19 protein-coding genes and 2 tRNA genes are annotated in these 21338 nt (G+C 45.2%); 3 read left to right on the top strand and 18 right to left on the bottom strand.

Annotation, left to right across the window (positions count from 1 at the left end; all coding sequences use genetic code 11):
* Positions 1-73 precede the first annotated feature (73 nt).
* From IP510_RS00550 to IP510_RS00525, 6 genes are all read right to left on the bottom strand, one after another.
* Positions 74-1765 (bottom strand): ABC transporter permease, encoded by a 1692-nt coding sequence (locus IP510_RS00550; protein WP_194362861.1) that lies wholly within the window; start codon positions 1763-1765, stop codon positions 74-76.
* Positions 1766-1956: 191 nt separating this feature from the next.
* Complete coding sequence (locus IP510_RS00545) at positions 1957-3081, bottom strand: extracellular solute-binding protein (RefSeq protein WP_194363244.1); 1125 nt, start codon at positions 3079-3081, stop codon at positions 1957-1959.
* Between the two features lie 246 nt (positions 3082-3327).
* Positions 3328-4050: a 16S rRNA (uracil(1498)-N(3))-methyltransferase gene (locus IP510_RS00540; RefSeq protein ID WP_194362860.1), complete on the bottom strand. Its 723-nt coding sequence runs from the start codon at positions 4048-4050 to the stop codon at positions 3328-3330.
* A complete protein-coding gene (locus IP510_RS00535; protein WP_194362859.1) occupies positions 4047-5639 on the bottom strand; it encodes a 3-deoxy-D-manno-octulosonic acid transferase in 1593 nt (530 codons plus the stop codon). Before IP510_RS00535 ends, IP510_RS00540 begins: the two co-directional genes overlap by 4 nt.
* Before the next feature lie 261 nt (positions 5640-5900).
* Positions 5901-7427: a tetratricopeptide repeat protein gene (locus tag IP510_RS00530; RefSeq protein ID WP_194362858.1), complete on the bottom strand. Its 1527-nt coding sequence runs from the start codon at positions 7425-7427 to the stop codon at positions 5901-5903.
* Between the two features lie 104 nt (positions 7428-7531).
* The gene (locus IP510_RS00525; RefSeq protein WP_194362857.1) at positions 7532-9169 is read right to left on the bottom strand and encodes a cardiolipin synthase; all 1638 of its coding nucleotides are present in this window, start codon (positions 9167-9169) and stop codon (positions 7532-7534) included.
* 311 nt (positions 9170-9480) lie between these two features.
* Between IP510_RS00525 and IP510_RS00520 the strand changes: the two genes are divergently transcribed.
* Both IP510_RS00520 and IP510_RS00515 read left to right on the top strand, forming a co-directional pair.
* Positions 9481-9556, top strand: a tRNA-Val gene (locus IP510_RS00520).
* Between the two features lie 54 nt (positions 9557-9610).
* Positions 9611-9687: transfer RNA gene (locus IP510_RS00515), tRNA-Asp, on the top strand.
* A 169-nt stretch (positions 9688-9856) separates the two neighbouring features.
* Here the strand turns inward: IP510_RS00515 and modB are convergent.
* From modB to surE, 12 genes are all read right to left on the bottom strand, one after another.
* On the bottom strand, positions 9857-10558 hold the full coding sequence (gene modB / locus IP510_RS00510; RefSeq protein ID WP_194362856.1) for a molybdate ABC transporter permease subunit: 702 nt from the start codon (positions 10556-10558) through the stop codon (positions 9857-9859).
* Between the two features lie 46 nt (positions 10559-10604).
* Positions 10605-11432 carry a molybdate ABC transporter substrate-binding protein gene (gene modA, locus IP510_RS00505; protein WP_194362855.1) on the bottom strand — a complete coding sequence of 276 codons (828 nt, stop codon included), beginning with the start codon at positions 11430-11432 and terminating at the stop codon, positions 10605-10607.
* Complete coding sequence (locus IP510_RS00500) at positions 11425-11916, bottom strand: molybdenum cofactor biosynthesis protein MoaE (RefSeq protein ID WP_194362854.1); 492 nt, start codon at positions 11914-11916, stop codon at positions 11425-11427. The genes modA and IP510_RS00500 overlap by 8 nt, the downstream gene beginning before the upstream one ends.
* 70 nt (positions 11917-11986) lie before the next feature.
* Positions 11987-12286, bottom strand: a complete 300-nt coding sequence (locus IP510_RS00495) for a MoaD/ThiS family protein (RefSeq protein WP_227669400.1) — start codon at positions 12284-12286, stop codon at positions 11987-11989.
* A 77-nt stretch (positions 12287-12363) separates the two neighbouring features.
* The gene (moaC, locus tag IP510_RS00490) at positions 12364-12870 is read right to left on the bottom strand and encodes a cyclic pyranopterin monophosphate synthase MoaC (RefSeq protein ID WP_194362853.1); all 507 of its coding nucleotides are present in this window, start codon (positions 12868-12870) and stop codon (positions 12364-12366) included.
* Between the two features lie 24 nt (positions 12871-12894).
* Positions 12895-13605 carry a molybdenum cofactor guanylyltransferase gene (locus tag IP510_RS00485; protein WP_194362852.1) on the bottom strand — a complete coding sequence of 237 codons (711 nt, stop codon included), beginning with the start codon at positions 13603-13605 and terminating at the stop codon, positions 12895-12897.
* Positions 13606-13613: 8 nt separating this feature from the next.
* Entirely contained in the window at positions 13614-14144 is a 531-nt protein-coding gene (moaB, locus tag IP510_RS00480) for a molybdenum cofactor biosynthesis protein B (protein WP_194362851.1), read from the bottom strand.
* A 97-nt stretch (positions 14145-14241) separates the two neighbouring features.
* The gene (gene moaA / locus IP510_RS00475; RefSeq protein WP_194362850.1) at positions 14242-15276 is read right to left on the bottom strand and encodes a GTP 3',8-cyclase MoaA; all 1035 of its coding nucleotides are present in this window, start codon (positions 15274-15276) and stop codon (positions 14242-14244) included.
* A gap of 127 nt (positions 15277-15403) precedes the next feature.
* Positions 15404-16699 carry a gephyrin-like molybdotransferase Glp gene (gene glp, locus IP510_RS00470; protein WP_194362849.1) on the bottom strand — a complete coding sequence of 432 codons (1296 nt, stop codon included), beginning with the start codon at positions 16697-16699 and terminating at the stop codon, positions 15404-15406.
* A 534-nt stretch (positions 16700-17233) separates the two neighbouring features.
* Positions 17234-18532 (bottom strand): lytic murein transglycosylase, encoded by a 1299-nt coding sequence (locus tag IP510_RS00465; RefSeq protein WP_194362848.1) that lies wholly within the window; start codon positions 18530-18532, stop codon positions 17234-17236.
* A 69-nt stretch (positions 18533-18601) separates the two neighbouring features.
* Positions 18602-19390: a M23 family metallopeptidase gene (locus IP510_RS00460; protein ID WP_194362847.1), complete on the bottom strand. Its 789-nt coding sequence runs from the start codon at positions 19388-19390 to the stop codon at positions 18602-18604.
* Between the two features lie 217 nt (positions 19391-19607).
* Complete coding sequence (gene surE, locus IP510_RS00455) at positions 19608-20477, bottom strand: 5'/3'-nucleotidase SurE (RefSeq protein ID WP_194362846.1); 870 nt, start codon at positions 20475-20477, stop codon at positions 19608-19610.
* 267 nt (positions 20478-20744) lie between these two features.
* Between surE and IP510_RS00450 the strand changes: the two genes are divergently transcribed.
* Positions 20745-21179, top strand: a complete 435-nt coding sequence (locus IP510_RS00450; RefSeq protein ID WP_194362845.1) for an MCR_0457 family protein — start codon at positions 20745-20747, stop codon at positions 21177-21179.
* The last annotated feature ends 159 nt before the right edge of the window (positions 21180-21338 follow it).

Here is a 21338-nt window from a genome sequence, read left to right as displayed (position 1 = left end):
CAAAATACAGTAAGGAAAAAAGAGACAGACGCGCTAGTGCTAGACAAACAAGCTAGATACGCAAAGGCTTTGCTTAGACATACTTCTCACTTTGACGCAGCAATATCCACACAGGGAGCAGACCAACCAATACGATCAGAAGACTTGGCAATGCTGCTCGCCCCCACATGCCTTCACTGGTCATCTCAAATACTCGAACTGCGAGCGTGTCCCAGCCTTGACGTCTGGTCATTAAGGTAATCGGCATCTCTTTCATGACTTCAACAAAACCCATGAGCAATGCCGTTAAAACTCCAGGACTGAGCACAGGCAGCATCACATGACGCCAGCGCTGATAAGGGCTGTCACTAAGCAGCTTTGCCGCGGCCTCCTGATTGACTGTTAGTCGCTGTAGCTGACGATCCACTGGTTGAAAGCTGACGGTCATAAAACGTGTCGATAAGGCAAGTAACATGACGACGACACTGCCTGATAGTATCTGATGTGAGGTAAGACCGAACGCAATCATTTGATTGTCGATCCATGCAATAGGAATAAAGATGCCTACAGCCAATACTGTCCCCGGCACGACATAACCTAAGTTGGCCAAAGTGGTCATCAGCTTGGTCGATTTATCAGGGTACTGCCGCTTAATCCACGCAATAATAATCGCCAAAAAGGCAATAAACAGCGTGGTCATACCAGCAATCATCAGGCTATTGGTCACAAAATCAATATAACGGGCATCAAAATCTTGCCTGAAATTCAACGCTGTCCAATAAATCAGTTGTAAAAACGGTATCAAAAAAGCAATCGCAAAGATGAACGTACACAGTAGTGTCATGGCAATCTTTGCAGGTTTACTGACCTCAAAACGTTGGTTGCTGCCTTGGGTGATTGAGCTGCCACGCTTGGCTTGCCAATACTGCTCAAATAATACCACAATGAAAACCACACCAATCAACAATGCGGCAAGCTGTGCGGCTGTGGTTAAGCTAAAAAAGCCAAACCATGCCTTGTAGATAGCAGTAGTAAAAGTGTCAACATTGAAGACTGACACTGCGCCAAAGTCTGCAAGTGTCTCCATGCTGGCCAATAACAATCCGCCGATAATCCACGGCAGTGCTTGTGGTAATGCCAATCGAAAAAACACACGGTGGCGGCTTAAACCCAGCATCTGTCCTGCTTCAATCGCCCGCCTGCCTTGTGATAAGAACGCTTGACGCGCCAGCAGATAAACATAAGGATAAAAGGCCAACGACAATACTAGCCCTGCGCCCCATACATTGCGTACGGAGGGAATCGCAGTATTGATGCCAAGATCACGTAACCCTGTCTGTAACGGCCCACTGAAATCAACAATGCCGACCGTGACAAATGCCAGCACATAAGCCGGTATCGCAAGCGGCAGCATCAGCGCCCACGAAAAAAACCGCTGCCCAGGAAACCGGTACATACTGGTTACCCAAGCAAGTCCGGTGCCAACCGTGCCTGCAATAACGGTCACCATAAACAATAGTATCGCCGTATTTTTGAGCACTTGTGGCAGTACATACTCTGCCATGTGCGTCCAGATATCAGCGACAGGCTGTGTCCACGATAGCAGCACGATCAAAATTGGCACCAGCATAAACAACGAAATCAGCCCTAAGACTGATTTTGAAAAGATACGTTTACGCACGGCATGGTCTTGACTGACTATCTGATGCTTATTATTACGGGTAGTCTCAATAGCAGCATCGACTGTATCGCTTTGATGTACAGACGCGTCTGGCGTTATGCTCATAAATTATTACCGTGTCATACGTATAGCAACCTTAAGTCATACCAACCTCAAAAACACGATGAGCCATATCAAACTTAGCCAGTCAACTTATCAACTTACTGTTCCAGTATCTAAGCTAATATCTAGACTAGTATCTAAGCTCACCTCTCAATTACTATCGTTTTTGAGATTGGTACTATTGGTAGTGACGCCTATTTATAACCTGCTTTGTCCATCAATTGAATCGCTTGGGTTTGCAATTCGCCAAACTTCTGCACACTGATGTCATCTTTGTTAAATGGGCCCCACGATCTGAGCATCTCTGACTCATCAATACCTTCTTTCACTGGAAACTCTTTGTCTGAGCTGGCATAAAGACCTTGCGCTTCATCAGATGACAACCATTCAATCAGTTTCAATGTACCATCTGGATTGTCTGACCCTGCGACCACACCAGCGCCCGAAATATTTACGTGCGTGCCAGTCGTGCCTTGGTTTGCCCAAAATATACTGACTGGGAAGTCTGGTTTTTCATCAAGCAAGCGACCATAGTAATAGCTGTTAGCAATACCGACTTCACATTGACCAGCAGCAATTGCCTCTAGCATCGCTACGTCATCACTGAACACGTCAGTGGCCAGATTATCGACCCAACCACGAACGATCTCTCCGGTTTTTTCTTCGCCCAAATGTTCCATCATACTGGCCACAAGTGACTGGTTGTAGACCTTTTTAGACGTACGTAGGCATAACTTACCTTTCCACTTTGGATCGGCCAAATCTGCGTACGTAGATAACTGGTCGGCACTGACTTTGCTTGGGTCATAAAAGATAGTACGGGCGCGCAATGACAAGCCTGTCCACTGACCTTTTGGATCGCGGTATTTTGCAGGCACGTTGGCCTCTAATATGGTAGAAGACACAGGCTGCAATAGACCCTGCTCTGCTGCTTGCCATAAGTTACCAGCATCAACGGTCAACAGCATATCGGCTGGCGTGTTCTGGCCTTCAGCTTTTAGACGTGCCATCAATGGACCGGTTTGGTCTGTGACCAGCTCAATCTTGACACCAGTCTGTTCGGTATAACGATCAAGTAATGGCTTAATCAACTGCTCGTTACGTGATGAATAAATCGTTATGGTTTGACCATCTGCGCTAGTAGCACCATCATCAATAGCAGCTTGTTCAGTGCCAGCCGCTGTGGTGTCTGTCTCTGCGCTTTCTTCTGTGGTAGATGAATTGCTACAACCCGCCAAACCCAACATCATGCCAAATACGGCAACAGGTAAGATAAGCTTAGTAGACGTTAGCGTCGCGCTCATAGCGTTCAATGACATGGTTTTCCCCATAATGGTGCTATAAAAAAAAGGTAAGATAGATGGTGACACAAAACAGCTCCCAAAACACCAATGATCAGCGCTAGTAAGACCGTAACATATCAAAGCCACATACTAATGGAAATGAGATTAATTATCAATCCATTTATTTAACCCACAAATCGACGCATCATTTTGATTAATCAACGCTTTCTTTGGGCTGAGCCTTTGCCATTACTCAATAAGATTTGCTTTGGATACTTCAGTCTATAGTAGCCACTGTCCCAAGATAGCATTGACCGCCGCTTCTGTGCGTAATATGCGAGGCCCTATGTGTACGGCATCACAGTGCTGTGCGGCTAGCAGCGCTATCTCATAATCAATCCACCCGCCTTCAGCACCAATACAGACCAAGCTGGGCAGTCCTAGTGAAGGCTGTTGTCGTAAAAACTGCGAAAACGATTGTGCACCATAAGGATGCGCGGCGATAGCGCTACCCTTTATCCAGCTTGCCAGCTTGTCCTCTACAAAGGGTTTAAAGCGTTTTTCTAACGTGATAGTAGGCGCAATGGTATCAATCCCTTGTTGCAGTCCCTCTAACACAAACTCATCAAGACGCTCGAGCATAGGGCTTTGCCAATAGCTTTTTTGAGTTCGATAGCTGTTAACCAAAATAATATCCCGCACACCAAGCGCAGTCATATCCATGATTAAGCGCCGCAGCACCTTAGGGCGCGGCAGTGCTAGAACAACTGTCAAATCCAGTTTGGCTGGTGGGCACATGTCTAGCTTTACATTAATCAGCTGAATACATTCAGCCGTCATGCTATCGATGACAGCCGTACCCAGATTACCACCCAATTGCCCAATCTTAAGTGTGTCACCAACCGCGGCGTTCAGCACTGTCTGCACATGACTGATCTGCGTCAGCGCCGTGATATGGGCAACGCCTGATGAGACATTTTCAACTGGTAATAAGATACAGTTCATAATTGCTCTTGGCTTAGGTGCCGTTCTTGGCTCAGATGTTGCTCTTGGCTTGGCTTCTGAGTCAAACGCTGCTCAATCGCATCTTCGATCATCGTAAACTGCCGAACCAATACGGCTTGCTGCTGCATGGTCATTTGCGTGCCCGCCTGCCCTGCTTGAATCGATAAGGGCAAGTCACTCAGCCAGTTATGCAATTGCTGATAGAGACGTGCATGGTCATCAGCTGAGCGTTTGCGAGAGGATTTTTTATGAGGCATAGCGTTAGGCTGCTCGGTTGACTGCTGGTGATTGCTATTGTCTGCCGTAATTGGACGATACAAGTCATTGTTTGGCTGATACAGTGCGCCGACCTCAGACAATGTATCCACCACGTTTTGACAAGACTGGGTATATATCCCCATGACAACAGGTGTCGCGACACTCGCAGGCTCAACAGGGTTATGACCACCGACATCGACCAATGAGCCACCTACGAATGCCACATTTGCCAGAGCGTACCACGTCATCATCTCGCCCATACTGTCCGCCAGATAAACTTGTGTATCCGCACTGATAACGCCTGTATCACTACGCCTTGCCATCTTTAATCCTGTCTTTTCGATCAGCGTTGCAACTGCTTCAAAACGCTCAGGATGTCGCGGCACGATAATCAATAATGCTTCTGCTAGCGCCGGACTAGACAATATCTGTTGTTGCCATGCCAGTGCTATCGCCTCCTCTCCATCATGGGTGCTTGCCGCTACCCATACTGGTCGAGATGCTGTACCAAACTCCTCTGCCAGCTTGGATTTTTGCAGTGCTAGAGGCATTTTCTTATCTGCCGTTTCTTCATCAGATTTGGGGGTATTAATCACCCATTTGAGCGAACCTGCCACACGGATTTGTGCGCTATGAGCACCCAGTTGCCTGAAGCGTTTGGCCGAGTCACTGTCTTGAGCAATTATCAACGTCAAGTTTTTCATCATGCTGGCACTCACCGCACCAATCTTCTGATAACTTTGAAAAGAAGACAGCGATAATCGCCCATTGACGAGTATGCTTGGAATACGGTGCTCGGACAATTTGGTCAGAATATTTGCCCATAGCTCCGTTTCTACAAACAAAGCGGCGATAGGCTGTACATGGGACAAGAACGTCTCAATCACTGCGGGACTATCAACTGGCACGTAACTGTGACTCATCTGTCCTGTAGCAATCTCAACGGCGAAACGACTGGCACCACGGGCAAAACCGGTCTGCGTGGTATTGGTCAGCCATATCTGATAACCATGCGCCAATAACATGTCTAGCAAAGGCGCGACTGTATTGGTCTCACCCAAAGAGACGGCATGACACCAAACAACGCCTTTATAACTGCTGCCATGCATCACTGGTCGCGGTGGATATTGCTTACCAAAACGCTGATCGATTTCTTGCTGATAGTTATCGCGCTTATGAGATCGACGCCATACTTGCAGGCGATATAGTGGCTTTATTATGCTGATTAAGCCCTGATAATACAGCGGGGTATCGTGCACGGTTTGACCAGTCTCTAACGATGGGTCGGTCAATTTTGAAGAAACATCAGATGGTACATGAGATGATGGCATGAAGCAGCCCAATTTAGTAATGGATCAAGCAATAAGAGAGTAAGTATAAAAACGCGCCAATTTTACCTGAATTTAACGCGTAACCATAATATTTTAAAAGTTAATGGATCAAAATAACCGAACTCAGGTATGTCATTAATTTAGTAGCCCCAGTTAAATCAAATCAGTTGGATTAGATTAGTTACATCGCATCAGTTGAGTTGCCTTATTTAAAATCGACAGTCATCTAGATGCATTAAATAAAACATGCCCTAAAAACAGTCAGACAATAATTATGATCAATAATGCGACCACAATCACCGCAGCAAATAACCATAGATAACGCTTGGTACTGTGCTGCTCTTGTTTTCGTGTCATCATTAGAGCTTCTGCTTGTTGCCATTGCTGCACCAGACTCGCCGCGGCTATGTGACCATTGTCTGCCGCCTGCTCTAACCAATGTTTGCCATTGTCAGTATCTTGCACCACCCCTATCCCTTGATAGTACATCTTACTGAGGAGTCGCTGCGCACGACTGTCATTTTTGCTCGCTGCTTGCTTAACCAACGCTGTCCCTGCCTCTGTCGCATCCTTTTTATCCGTGACCAATCCTTCATTAAGCAGTTCATAAATCGCAAGGCGCAGCATAGCCGCGGTATTCCCAGCTTCGACAGATGACTGTAATTGTTGTAGTGCTTGGGTTTTTGCCACTATATGTTTATCTGAAAATACAATCTGGTCACGTGGCTTGTCTTGCTTATCAATATGCTGCTCAAACTGATCTAGCACCTTACAGGCTTGCTGATAGTTATCCTGACCAGCAGTTTGTGGCACCTCAATCTCATCCAGCTCTATGAGTAGTTGAGCAAACATGTCTAGTATGGGTGATGGCTTCGTTGGTAGTGGCTCTATTGGCGACGACTTTATATTTATAGGAGGCTGAGTGTCAGTGACGGCGCGTTCTGGTTTTGGCTCTGGTTCAGACAACTCAGGCTGAATGAGGGGTTTTGTGTCCATAGCCGTTTGGCTGGCCAGTACCTCATAGGCGTTAGCGGCAATCGAGCGGATTTCTACAGCAATGTGTTCTTGAAACTCATTGCTGTCATGATTGCTCAGCGTCTGTTGTGTGGGCTGATGCGTATGAGTCGATTGGCTGATGCTTATATGCGTATTCAGGTGTACATCTACATTATTATCTTCAGCAGTATTTTGTGCAGCTACATTGACAGCTGTACCATTAGATTGGCTTAATAGGTTTGGCAGTCTTTCAATCACTGCTTGGTATAGGCCGCTCGCTACCTGATTGCCTTGTACCGAGTCAAACTGACGATCGATATGCCCAAATAGGCGCAGACCGATGGGCTCTAACACGAAAAACAATGATTTTACCACGGTATCATCCTGATTATCACCATAGGACACTGCCATGTGCTGATAAAAATCATCGTTAATCAATGATAGATTAGGATAGCGTTTACGTAGCTCAAACTGACCGTACCACTGCGGCTGATTCTGCCATTGAGACGCCAACACACGGCCCGCATAAATACCCAAAAATACCATAAAGTTACGATAATACTCATCACCCAGCAGTGTCGCCTCGTCCCATAGCGCTCCTCTGATCAGATCACGGCGTACCTGAGACAACAAGGTATCTACACGCTGCAAACTCTCAAGCGACTCGTCCAACACACAAGCACGTAGCTCTTTTTCATACGCGATACCACCTGCGATGGCGCGCCCAGCTAAAAAATCTTGCCAGTAGCCTACTGCAATATAATCAAGGGGTGTTAGGGGCGATGCAGACATAAATGGGCCTGTCCTTTTTGCAAATGAGTTGATCATAAAAGCGATGCGTCCATCACGATAATAGAGCACTGCTGACCGATTACCTTAACTCAAAATCTCAGGCGCTACAATAAAGGACTGAACAATCGCACGACATTATCGAACAACCGTTTTGACCCTGGGCGCTGCTGCCACTCCTCCAAACTCAAAATATGGCAGTTTTGTAAGTAGATGTCTTGGCAATAGGCCACTTGAGCGACCATCTCTGGCGTATAAATGGCCAAGCTGACCTCCATATTTAAATAAAAGCTACGCATATCGATGTTGACCGTGCCAAACAAACAATAATCATCATCAATGACCACGGTTTTGGCATGCAACAAACCACCTTTAAACAAAGCAATGGTCACGCCAGCATCTAACAGCTCTTGATAATAGGCCTGTGAGGCGTGCTGTACCAAAAATGAATCCACCTTTTCGGGCACAATCAACGTCACCTCCACCCCACGCTTAGCCGCTATCATTAGCGCCCCCGATAGCGATTCATCAGGGACAAAATAAGGCGTGGTAATACGAATTCGCTTATTAGCACGATGAATCACCGTCACCAACGTGTTGTAAATGACATGAGCGGTCAGCTGCGGCGCCGAAGGAATCAGCTGCGCGAGAACCTTATCCACGACTGGCATGGTCGGTATCACAATCGAGGTCGCGCCGATATCTGGCTGATCGTGATGCTCCATATCATCGCTCAGCACTTTTACTCGGCTGTTCAAATCGTTAATAGTGGGGCTCATCACATACAGTTTACGGGTGTAATTGTTGACGCGTAGATTCAGCTCAGCTAAATTATCATTATTTTCAGCACCGATATCGGTAACTATCACTTTAGCCATCGCGGTGTTGATACTAATAGGATGCTGACTGGTCGTTCTTATCGCCACATCAATCCATTGACCGACATTTTTATTTTGTTTAAAAAACCTCGGATCGACCAGATTAAAACTACCGATATAGCCAATATGTTCATCAATGACCACCATTTTGCGATGATTGCGCAAATCAGAACGTTTAAACAAGGTTTTAAACAACCCTACTGGCAACGACTGATGAACAAGCACGCCTGCCTTTTCTAAGGTACGGTATGCCTTACTATTGATGAAACTGAGACTGCCCACGCTATCGGCTAATATGTGACACTCGACCCCGCGCTGCGCCGCCACAGCCAGTGCCTCTATCACCTCCCATACCTGACCTTTGGGATAGACGATATAAAACTCCATCAACACAATACGCTGTGCTGCATGAATATCATCAATCAAATGCTGAAAAATCGAAGCAGGCGTTGTCAATAGCTGCATATCATGATTGGGAAATACGCCAAACCCTGTCCAGCGTGTGCCTATTTGACTAACACCCCGATAATGAGTGGCCAATAGTTCTTGCCCTTTATCAAACACCAAATGCTCACGCCGTGCCATGTCGTTCATCATCGTGCTTACTTGATCCACGCGTTCGCGGTAGCGGCGCCCAATCATAGGCTCGCCCAGCAGTATATAAGCAACAAATCCAAACACAGGAACGGTATAAAGCACCGCAATCCAAGCTATCGACACGCCAATATTACGCTGCACCGAAACAATTCGTAGCGTCATTACTATCATCAGTACAATATGCAGTCCCAAACCCAGGCCAGCGAAGTCTCCCCACGACCAGTTGGTAAAGGTCTCTCTAATAGCAAAAGTATTTATATTGGCCTCCATCAGCCCTATCAACGAACAAAGTATGCATAGTATAGTAGCTTTTCGCTATCAAACAACAGATAACAATAATTAGCAGATTATTGGCAACGCCTTGTCACTATTGACTTAACAGCTGAATATTGACGATATCAAAAAGGAATTTTTAATTATTTTAGAAAAAACTCAAAATAGTGTTTGACAGCCATCTGTAAATCTATATAATACACACCCACAGCAAGGGGACTTAAACAGCTTCTTACTGAATAAAATACTTAACTAAAGGGTGACAGCTTTAGAGACAGTAAAAAATAAATTATATATAATTTATTTCAGGGTGATTAGCTCAGTTGGTAGAGCGTCTGCCTTACACGCAGAATGTCGGCGGTTCGAATCCGTCATCACCCACCACTCTTTTAGCCAAGTGGGCCTTTTATATATAAAGGTAAAATGCTAAAGCGACTAGCAGCGGTAGTTCAGTTGGTTAGAATACCGGCCTGTCACGCCGGGGGTCGCGGGTTCGAGTCCCGTCCGCTGCGCCATATTTAAAACTTAGTTTTAATACAAAAGTTTCAACCTCAAGTATTATTTTACTTGAGGTTTTTTTGTGCCTATATATTTTGTCTAGTAGTTATCTGCATACATCATCTTTATATATAGACTTTACAATACACCTCAAAGAGACACTTCGAAAAGAGATTTCAACGCATACTATGGACGCTGGTTCAGTCGGCTCACACTGGCAATCAACGCTACCATGATCACCCCTATAATAACCAAGATCCCAGACATCATGTGTGCGGCTTCGTAGTTGAGCGCTTCTACTTGCTCATATATCGCAATCGATACCACCTTAGTCTCACCAGAGATGCTCCCCCCTATCATCAGCACGACACCGAACTCACCAATCGTATGGGCAAAGCTCACCAAAGCACCAAGGATGATACCTACCCGCGCTTGTGGCAAGGCCACGCTCATAAAACGTCTGATACGACTGGGTTCTAATAGCTGAGACACTTCTACGACGCTTTGCGGAATACGCAAAAACTGAGCATATACAGGCTGTATATAAAAAGGCAGTGAGTAAATGATAGAGCCCACCACCAGACCTTCAAAAGTAAAAATCAGCGGGCTAATATTATGCTCGCTTAGCCAACGACCGATACCCATACTAGGGCTAAGCAGCAATAAGAGATAAAAACCTATCACGGTAGGTGGTAATACTAAGGGCATAGCAATGATGCCCATAAGTACGATTTTGAGCCGTCCGATGGATCGTCTACGACTTGGCTTAGCCAGCCAATAGGCTATAGGCGTAGCAAATAATAATAAGCATAAGGTAGTGACACTAGCAAGCTTAATACTGACCCAAAGTGGGCTGAGCATATCTGACATGAGCGATGGGTCTATCATATAATGTCACGGCTCGTTCTATGGGTATAAGAGGCAATCTAGCGAATTACTCAATGGACAGATAGCCTGCTTGTAAGAAATGCTGTTGCCCTGCTGTTGAGCGTAGATAGTCAGTAAAAGCTAGCGCTGAGGGGTTATCATTCAAAACGATACCATCTTGTAAGATAGCTGGATAAGACTCTGGTGGCAAGGTAATAAACTGCTCAGACTTAGCCTTTATCGCGATGAGCTGAGACTGCGCCACAAATCCATAATCCACGCTACCAGTATGCGCATATTGAAAGGCTTGACCGATATTTTCTGACTGTATCAAGCGCTTTTCGGCATTTAATTTATCGTATATCTTTTGTGACTGCAGATAGGCTTTTGCAGACGCGCCATAAGGAGCAAGCTCAGGATTGGCGATGGTGATTTTAGCGGTTGCACCATTCGTAAAGATATCAGCCAGTGATTCTATATTGAGCTCACTCAATGATTTAGTCACACTATATAGCGCCAACTGACCTTGTGCATACGTAAACGGAGGGTATGTTATCTCGTTTGAATGACTACCCTCTTTCTCTTTTGCAAGCTTGGCAGGAAATTCTTGGTTGGCTGATAAAAATACATCGTAAGGCGCGCCAGCTTGGATTTGAGCATACAGCTTACCAGATGAGGCATATGTGACATCGATATCTTGAGTAGAGACACTATTATTGGCTTGATAACTGTCAATAATACTAGGCAGTACATCAGATAAATTGGCAGCAGCAGCGATACGTAGCGTATACTCAGATGAGTTGGCAGCAGACCCTGTATTAATGCTGCTATCCTGCGTACAAGCGCTCAATAGTACTAGCAAACCAGTAGATGCTAATAACGCTAACTTACCCATTATTGCTCAGCCACTTAGATGAATCATCCTCGTAATACTCTTGTTTCCATACCGGAATATCTGCCTTTACCGTGTCTAGTATCCAGCGGCAGGCATCAAAAGCGGGGTAACGATGCGCAGAAACCACGCCCACCCAGATGGCAACATCGCCCACTTCTAGAGCACCAATACGATGTATCGCAATGGCGTGCGTAATCTCAAAACGTTTTTTGGCTTCTTCTATGATCGCGCGTCCCTGATTGATCGCCAAATCCTCATAACCATAATAGGTCAAACGATCAACGCTAGTGGCATTATTATGATTGCGAACTCTCCCTTCAAAGCATACAAATGCACCGCAGCTGTCGTCATCAAGCATCTTTTTGAGTCGGTCTTCATCAATCGCTACATCTAATAAAGCAAAACCATCACGCTCAGCGACTGCATATACCTCATCAACACTACGCTTGATCGTCATCGAATGGCTATGAACATTATCTGTCATGTATTTTCTCTGTTTATTCTACTGTCTGTTAAATAGTTATGAACGCCTATACACCTATCTATCCATTTATTTAGCCACCAGCGACTGGCATGATAAACACTACACTGTCGCCATCAGAAATAGGGTCTGTCCACTTAGCGAAATAATCATTCACCGCCACTCGCAGCTCTGATTGTGGACGACTGAAGCGATGTGTTTGACTCAACTGTGTATATAAATCAATAAGCGACATTGATGAGTCAATGCTCACCCTTTCCTCATGACAGCCCGCTTCATCAGCTAGACTGGCGAAGTACAGAATATTAATAGTCATCAAGGATTCACTGTTTTTTTCTACGTCAACATTATCCATAACATCAGTAGTACTCATAAAACCTTCCATTTATTGCAAGCTGTCGAGCTTCATATTTATTATGTGGCTAAGTGTTCAAACAAAATCTGATGATGCTATTTATGCTGATAATCGGATTTACCACCTGTCTTTTTGACCAAATGAACACCATCAATAACAATATCATGTGACAGTGCTTTGGTCATGTCATAAATGGTCAAACAAGCCACACTGACTGCGGTTAGCGCTTCCATCTCAACCCCTGTTTTGTGGGTGACTTTGACAGTCGCGCTCACATTAATACTATGGCTGGCATCGTCATACTTAAAGCTCAAGCCGATTTTATCTAATGGTAATGGATGACAAAGTGGAATGAGGTCATACGTACGCTTGGCCGCCATGATACCTGCGATATGGGCCGTCTGGGTGATACTGCCCTTTTTGGTCATGCCATCAGCGGCTTTAATTTGGGTATAAATCTCGCTTGGAAAACGCACTTGCCCGACAGCGTGAGCCTCGCGTGTCGTGGCGGTCTTGCCACTGACATCAACCATAGTGATATCACCGTCACTGTCTAAATGAGACAAGGTCGACTGGTTGTTTTCTTGGCTACTGATATTCATTTATGATTTCTCTCGATAGACTTTTTATAAATTATTTAAAGCCGTACATGCCTGTGCAAAATCTTCAGGCGTATTAAAATTGGTCAAGTGCTGCCAGCTCTTTGCAAAGGGTACAGATTGCGCCATAGGCTTGATAAACTGCATCACTCGGCGCTGTCCACTATCAATATAGGCTTTTAAGTCAGGCTCAATGCCCAATTGATAAAGTCCTAATAGTGGGTATAAGTGACTGTCATCTGTTAAGCAAATGACATTTTTATCAGCGGCTTGAACACTCGCCCGTTGCAATTCGTGCCACAAGTCAGTCGCTGGTATCAAACTATCGCAGCTAATGACCATTAGCCATGATGACTTGTTCTTATCTATGGTCGCTGAACCATTTGCCTTAATCAATGTTTGCATGGCAGACTCAATAGCGGCCAATGCACCAGCCGTATCAATCGACTCATCACTCTCGTTAGAAGTATAATCAGGGATATGAGAAACAGCCGAATGCGGTCGGTTCTGCATTAAATCTGCATCAATGACAAAACCGCGCCCATTGTCTGCAATCATAATAGGCAGATTGGGACCAGCCACAGTTAGCTCAAGTGCATGACGGACATGATAGTCGAGCAGGCGCTCCCCTGTCGGCAGAATGAGCTCCGCTTTAGGCGTACCCATACGTTTAGAGGCACCACCCGCTAAAATAACGATGCCTGCCAAGCCATCTACATGATTTGAGGTAGTCATCATTGATAATATCAGTCGTGACTTGGGTTCTGTGCCAAAAAATGCGGCACAAAATTGCACGGACGCGTACGGTTGTCAAACTGGTCTTTTAAGATGTTTTCCCAACCAGTACGGCACGCACCTGATGAGCCAGGTAAGCAGAATATACCCGTGCCATTTGCCATGCCAGCCACTGCCCGCGACTGCACGGTAGACATGCCGATTTCACCTTTTGAGATGAGACGGAACATTTCACCAAAGCCATCAATAGATTTATCGAACAGTACATTTACTGCTTCTGGCATACTGTCTCTAATAAAAAACCCTGTGCCGCCTGTTGTTATCACGGCATGGACTTTCGGATCCGCAATCCAGCCACTAATCACGGCTCTAATATGATAGATATCGTCAGTGATAAGTTGACGGTCTGCCAGATGGTGACCTGCTGCTTCTATACTATCGGCTAAATACTGCCCTGAGGTGTCTTGTGCTAGCGTACGACTGTCCGAGACGGTCAAGATAGCAATATTAAGTGGGATAAATTGTGCAGCAGGTTTACTCATAAAAAGTCCTTTATACATATAATTTTATAGTATGTTTAAAAATGTCGTTGGCACTTTAGCTCTTCAATGTCGTGTGTCATGCTTAATGGTTAACACCTTAACCACCAATGATTGATAGATTGTGCATGATGCCACTGTTAGAGTCGTGCAGATGATGGTGCTCAGGCTTGATCGGCATAAAGTCATGTAAAGTATTTACCAGTCCTTGCACATTGTTTTGCTGCAGATGCGGACGAATATCATAATTGCCTTGATCGAACAGACATAAATGCACTTTACCCTGACTGCTGACTCGCAAGCGGTTACAGGTATCACAGAAATGCGCGGCATAAGGCGCGATCATACCGATACGGCCTACATGTTCAGGATGACTGTACTCTACCGCTGGGCCATCGCTACTCCCACGCTCATGTGGTTGCCAGCCGTGATCCAATAGATAGTCAGTGATGATATCAGACTGCGCATGCTGGGCAAAAAACAGATCGCTATTGTCACTGGTTTGCATAAACTCGATAAAACGATACGTGACTTTTCTGTCTTTTACATAATCGATGGCATCCATGAGGTTTTCAAAGGCCGTCTCTGCCATCAAAACACCGTTTATTTTGAGTTTAATATCTGTCGTTTCTAATAGCGTATCCATATCGATGAGCAGCTGCGGCAAACTATTAAAGCCCGTCATCTTATGAAAGGTCGCGGCATCAAAGCTATCCATACTGATATTAAGCTGATCCAATCCTGCGGCTTGCCAACTGGCTAAATGCTTGCCGAGCTTATAACCATTACTAGTCATCGCCACTGTCTCGATGCCATCAGTTTGTTTAATCGTTTTTATAATCTCAACAACATCGCGGCGGATAGAAGGCTCACCACCAGTAATCCTGACTTTTTTAGTCCCTACTTGGGCAAAGCCGCGTATCAATGTGGCAATCTCAGGCACACTCAATTCGTCATCAGGGCGTTTACCTTGATAGCCATTTGGTAAACAGTATTCACAGCTAAAATTACAAAAATCAGTGATAGATAGACGCAAATAAGTCAGACGACGTGAAAATCCATCCGTCAGGGGTTCATAGTTTTCCAGTGGCGAGTACTGTTGAGCACTGCCTATGTTGCCGTTATTATCACTCATATTTTACTACCGTCAGTATTGCTTACTATCTATAAGCATTACTTTATTATTTGCGTTTAACATACCATTTTAGAAGTCATTATCGGTTGTTTGATACTCACCTTATAGTAAGTTAACACATGGAGAATTAATTATATAACCAAGAAAAAGGCTGTACCGTAACCGTACTATTTGCAGAGACATTGCCGCTGTCCTTATCCAATACGATAAAACAATTGGCACGGCTAAGCTGCTTTATTCTATGAGATTGCTGACTGGTGAAGCTCTCGACTTCATAACTACCTACTTCATTCTGTGACAACACACCACGCTGGAAGTCTTTACGACCTGCTGACTTTCTGATGTCATTGGTGAGCGTGGCTTGGATACTCAGCTGCATAGGCTGCTCTAACGGGTCCGCGCCTGACATCTGCCACAATGCTGGTATCACAAACTGTAGCGCGCCAACGACTGTGGATAATGGATTACCCGGTAGACCAAAGTACAGCACTGGCTTATCGAGATTTTTGTTCAATTCACCAAACACAAAAGGCTTGCCTGGCTTCATCGCTACTTTATAGTGATTGATTTGACCTAACTGCTCAATCACAGTGGTCAAAAAGTCATAATCACCAACAGATACGCCCGCTGTGGAGATAATGACATCGCAGTCTTGCATGGCATCATGGACAGCAGCAGTCGTCTGCTCTAAGTTATCAGGAACAATGCCATAATCACGAATAACAATAGGTAAGTCTGATAAGAGGCTTTTGAGCGTTGGGGTATTGGAGTTATATATTTGCGCTAAGCTGGTCAGCTCATTGCCAATCGCCACAAGCTCATCGCCAGTTGCTAGAACGCCTACCGTCAGCGGCTCAAATATATGGATTTGGCTAATACCTAGATTTGCCAGTAAGCTAATATCGGCAGGGTTAATACGCTTGCCTATCTTTAGAACGGCTTCGCCAGACTCAATTTCTTCGCCCTGTTTACGGATATGTTTATCAACCTGAGCCGCTTGCGATAGCGTTATAGCATAAGGCCGCGACTTGTCTACAGTGGCCTTGATATCTGAAAAATTGGTGTTTTCTTGCATGATAACCGTATTACAACCGTCTGGCACTACCGCACCGGTAAAAATACGGACACCTTGCCCTGCTACCAGTTCACCTGTATAAGCGCAGCCAGCTTGAGACTCTCCAATAATGTCGATAGCGCTGTCTATTGATAGCTCGCTACCTTTAGCAATCGCATAGCCATCCATCGCAGATAGATTCTGCCTGGGCACATCAAATGTCGAGGTGATGTTTTGCGCCAAGATATGGTTGCGACTGCCTAATAAATCACAAGTGAGTAGCGCTCTGTTTTGTAGTGGAAAGTCGGTATCGTTATAGTTATTTATACGCTGCTTTATCGCCGCTTGCAGTTCTTCCATGGTAATCATATCGCACACTCTTTGGGTCATTCTATTTATTTATTATTTGAAAACTGTTATTCGAAAACTATCATCTAAAAACTGCTGTTAAAAAACGTGGTTTAAAAAATCCATTTTCTAGGGCGTGTCCTCATTTTAAAAATGATGATAAAAATGAGATAAATTGCAGTCAAACAAGAAAAATAGCGCAGATAATATCGAGATATTAGTCAGCTATTCGACGCCGTTTGGCAAGATTTAGCCATTTTTAACCCATTTAGATAACTATCGATTGAATTGAGGACACGCCCTAGAGTCTAGCACTCACAGTCGTAATTTTCTTGTACGAACCTTGTCCTGATAAGTTTTAACAAAAGTGCAGTAGATTCAGCTTGAGTGCTCCCTACTCATCGTCTCGATAGATAACAGCAAAACCACCCATAGACTGAGGCAAAAAAAGCACCTTGGCAAGGTGCTTTTTGTAGAACAAAGTAACGTAATCATGAAACATCAGCGGTCAAAAATAGCGGCGCTTACATCACGTATTAACAGCAACAGCTTCTCTCACCATGAGGCCAATGAAGAGGCACTGCTTTGAGTGATAAAGCCATCTGGCGTCTGATTATTGTCTCCCTGCCAGCGTTGAAATGCCATGCGAGTATTGGTACCGACGATGCCATCAGCGCCTTTGGTATCATAACCCATACTGGTCAAACGACGTTGCAAAGTGGCGACTTGGGTGGTCGATAATGGACGCTCATAACGAGGCCATGACTTTCTGAGGCCACTTTGTCCATCAATGGTCTTGCCCAGCAGACTCACCCCTAATGCATAGCTCGATGAATTGTTATAAACCTTGATGACATCAAAGTTTGGACTGAGCAGTAGTACCGGACCGTCTTTACCAGCTGGCAGCCATAGCTCCATTTGCGTATTAGCATCTAGGTACACATCGTCTATGGTATCAACGCCCATCGCGGCCCATCTAGCCGCTGGCTGCTTACTACCGACTGTCGAATAGTCAAACGAGGCAGGTACGGTTGCCTCATAAAAAGGCGCAAGACCACGAACCCACCCTGAGTTACTCAGGTAGTTGGCTGTAGAGGCGAGTGCATCACCTGTTGCCCAAGGGTTACGATGTCCATTACCATCACCATCAACGCCTTGTTTGAGCCATGTCTCAGGGATAAACTGTGTCTCTCCCATACCGCCTGCCCAAGAGCCCTCAAGCTGTGACCATGAGACATCACCGCGTTGTAGCAGGGTTGCAAGTGCCAATAACTGAGCTTCAGCGAATTCTTGCCGACGACCATCATAGGCGAGACTGGCAAGCGAACTTGGCAGATCACTATTGCCCGTTACCGCACCATATGATGACTCCATGCCCCAAATAGCTGCAATGGTTTCTGCATCGACGCCATATTGCGATTCTAGCTGAGACAAAAATGCACGCTGCTCTGCAAACTTACGCTTACCTGTGCTCACTCTCCCACTCGATACAGCAGAATCAACATATTCCCATGGCATCTTAGAAAACTCAGGCTGCCCTGAATCTAGCGAGATAACCTGCTGATTCAGATAGGCTGAATCAAGCAATCGGCGAATGATTTGAGCATCATAACCTGATGAGATCGCACGCATAGAAAAGTCGGACTTCCAATCAGAAAAACTGTTATAGCTTGGCTTGGGTGCTGGTTGCGGCTTTACAACCGGCGCTGGCGTTGGTTTGACCTGAATGGTTTGGGTCTGAGTAATCTCGACGCTGCCTTGACGGACAGGCTTAGTCTGCATCGCCTGCTGGCTTGTACACCCAACCATGACTAATGCTGGCATAAAGGTGAGGTATTGTTTTTTAAATTTCATAAAAAGTCTCAAACATGAGTAAATAAAATGGCTCAAGGTCGCCAAGCCATCAGCGACCCTACCTCAACATTAACGCCCAAGTACGGCACGTGGGTCAATCGGATTGCCATTTAAGCGAACTTGAAACTCTAGGCCTACTTGATTGGTCTGGCCGCTGCTGCCCATATTGGCAATACGCTGGCCACGCTGTACCGCGTCGCCCTCTTTGACCAGTAGCTGACTGTTATGCGCGTAAGCCGTGATGTAGTTATCACTGTGGCGAATCATGATTAAATTGCCGTATTCTGTGAGGCCATTGCCTGAATAAAGCACCGTTCCTGATTGGCTGGCCAGTACTGGGTCACCCATGTTCCCAGCAAACCATATGCCCATATTGCCAGCAGCGGCATCGAAGTTACGAGTCACTTGGTTGCTACTAGGATACTCATAACCTGAGGTGGCATTGGCCGTCACTTCATATACTGGCGGTGGCGTCTGTGTCACAGGCGGTGTATAAGTCGTTTGCGACTGTGCTGGTGCACTGTAGCTGTTGTTATTCGAGGCTGGTGCAGCGTTGCCCTGCCACAGTTTGAGCCATTGACCACTATAGATCGTATACTTGCTGTCTAGGCCATTCATCGCACCGATTTGGCGATAGTTAAGACGATAACGTGCCGCAATCTGACTGACCGTATCGCCGCGCTGAACACGGTGGTAGTTAGGAACGCCTTGCGCGTTGGTGATGATTTTAGGACCTGCTTGGTTGGCCGATTGATAAGTTGGTTTGGTTGCACAGCCAACCACTGTCAACGTCGCCACTGCCATAGTGCCGATCAACGCCGCTTTTGCAAAACGTGATCCAGTCATGATGTTTTTCATACAAGGTTCCTATTCTTTGTGTCGCTTATCTATTGTGGTATTACTAAGATGTTTCTTCCATTCAATCAATGCTCATTTAAAAGCTTTTTGACATATTCAATGCGCGATATCCTCATGATGCTTTACAGTCTGGTCGAGCTGATTGATAAATCATACAGTAAAAACCGTATTTTTCATTGGCATCGTTCATATTTTTGTTGATTGTCTCATGCTGAGCCTACCACTCTAGCTCTGAGAGCTTGGCCAGTGCGCCGGCTGGGGTATGATGCAGTCGCACTGGGGAGAGACTGATATAGCCCAAAGCCACTGCCTGATCATCCGTCATCTCTTGCGCTGATGACAAACATTCATGTTCGAGCATTCCTTTATTTGCTACAGACACTTCATGTGCTCCAGACTCGTTAGCTAGCTTGTATAGTGGAGCGTCACTTTTGCCTTTACGCAGAGACAGCCAGTACGCATCGCGTCCGCGAGGGTCAATCATATGACGGACAGGCTGTGCGATCTGCTTATGCCCCAATGAGGTGATTTTTTGACCCTTAATATCACTGCTACTGTTTACATCAGGAATATTAACGTTTAATACATGATAGGGCAAATTTTTGAGAATATTCAATATTGGCGTATTGCTCAATAGTTTAATGATCTCATTTGCCGCTATTTGATAATCACTCGCTGACTCCTGCCCACCGCTTTTGACACCGCCACCAACTAACGAGGTGGCAATGGCAGGTATGCCAAAGAGCTGTGCGGTCAATGCCGCACCAAAAGTACCCGAAAACATCACATCCTGACCCAAATTAGCCCCTGAGTTGATACCAGTAATCACACAATCAAAGTGCGTGTCACGGTACAGCTCATGCAGCGCCAAATGCACACAATCTGCTGGCGAGCCATTCACCGCTATAAAACCAGAAGGCAATCGATGGGTGTGCAAGGGCCTGGCGACACTTAACGCACTGGCATAGCCACTTTGCTCATCATTTGGGGCCACGACCACAACCTCTCCGATGGCAGATAGCGCCTGCGACAATGCCATCAACCCTGGTGCATACACACCATCGTCATTGCTAATTAAGAATTTCATGTTGGCTCAATATGTTATATCAGATGAACATTTTGTTGTTATGGTGCTGATGCTAGGGCATCAGATTACAATAAGCAACCGCGAAGCACAATACAAACCGATGTGCTTATATTGGCGTAACTTCCTTGGTATATGCTACTGATATGTTTCTAAAAAATACCCTTGGCTCACAAGATATCTACACATAAATCAATATTTTATGTGACTTTTGTTTTTTTACCCATTAACATATGACCATCAAATAATGATAAGCGAGTGTCATCCTGAATGAAGAATCAATCGATATTATCTATAGCTTCTGTGATAGCAAATACTGCCTCAAAAATTGGGATTGCAGGACTGATAACGTCTGTTGCCATGTTGGCTCAAGCATCTCATGCTGCAAATAATCCTGCGACCACTATTCCGCTGGATATGTCTGGTATCAATATTACCAAACATGAAATTGCCGTCATGCAGGTACTATCAGAGATATGCCCACCGATGCTTAATGGTAAGCAAAAACAGCGGTTTTATAAGTCGTACACGGTACAATTGCATGAGTTAATGCCTTCTTTGGAAGACCCTAAAGCGGCTATTCAATACCTGTCTACACAGCAAGACTACCGCCAGATACTACAAGGTATTCGTAGCTGGACCATGGGCTTTTCAAAGCAAGACAATAAGGCACTGTGTGAAGACTTGGCGAACGCTGATTACTAATAACCTTTTCTGAATAGTAATAAGTTCTGAGTGACCTCTAAATTTTTGGTTTCGCTCCTTAAAATTTTTTAGCTCTATTTTTTACTACTATCTCTAACTTGTGCTCTATTTTCTTGGTTGATTGTTTGGTCAACGCCATGACTGTAGTCGCAAGAGTAT

The organism is Psychrobacter sp. NG254, assembly GCF_015277735.1.
Taxonomy (GTDB): domain Bacteria; phylum Pseudomonadota; class Gammaproteobacteria; order Pseudomonadales; family Moraxellaceae; genus Psychrobacter.
Note: the sequence above shows the minus strand (reverse complement) of the source record. Positions and strands in the feature narration are given on the sequence as shown.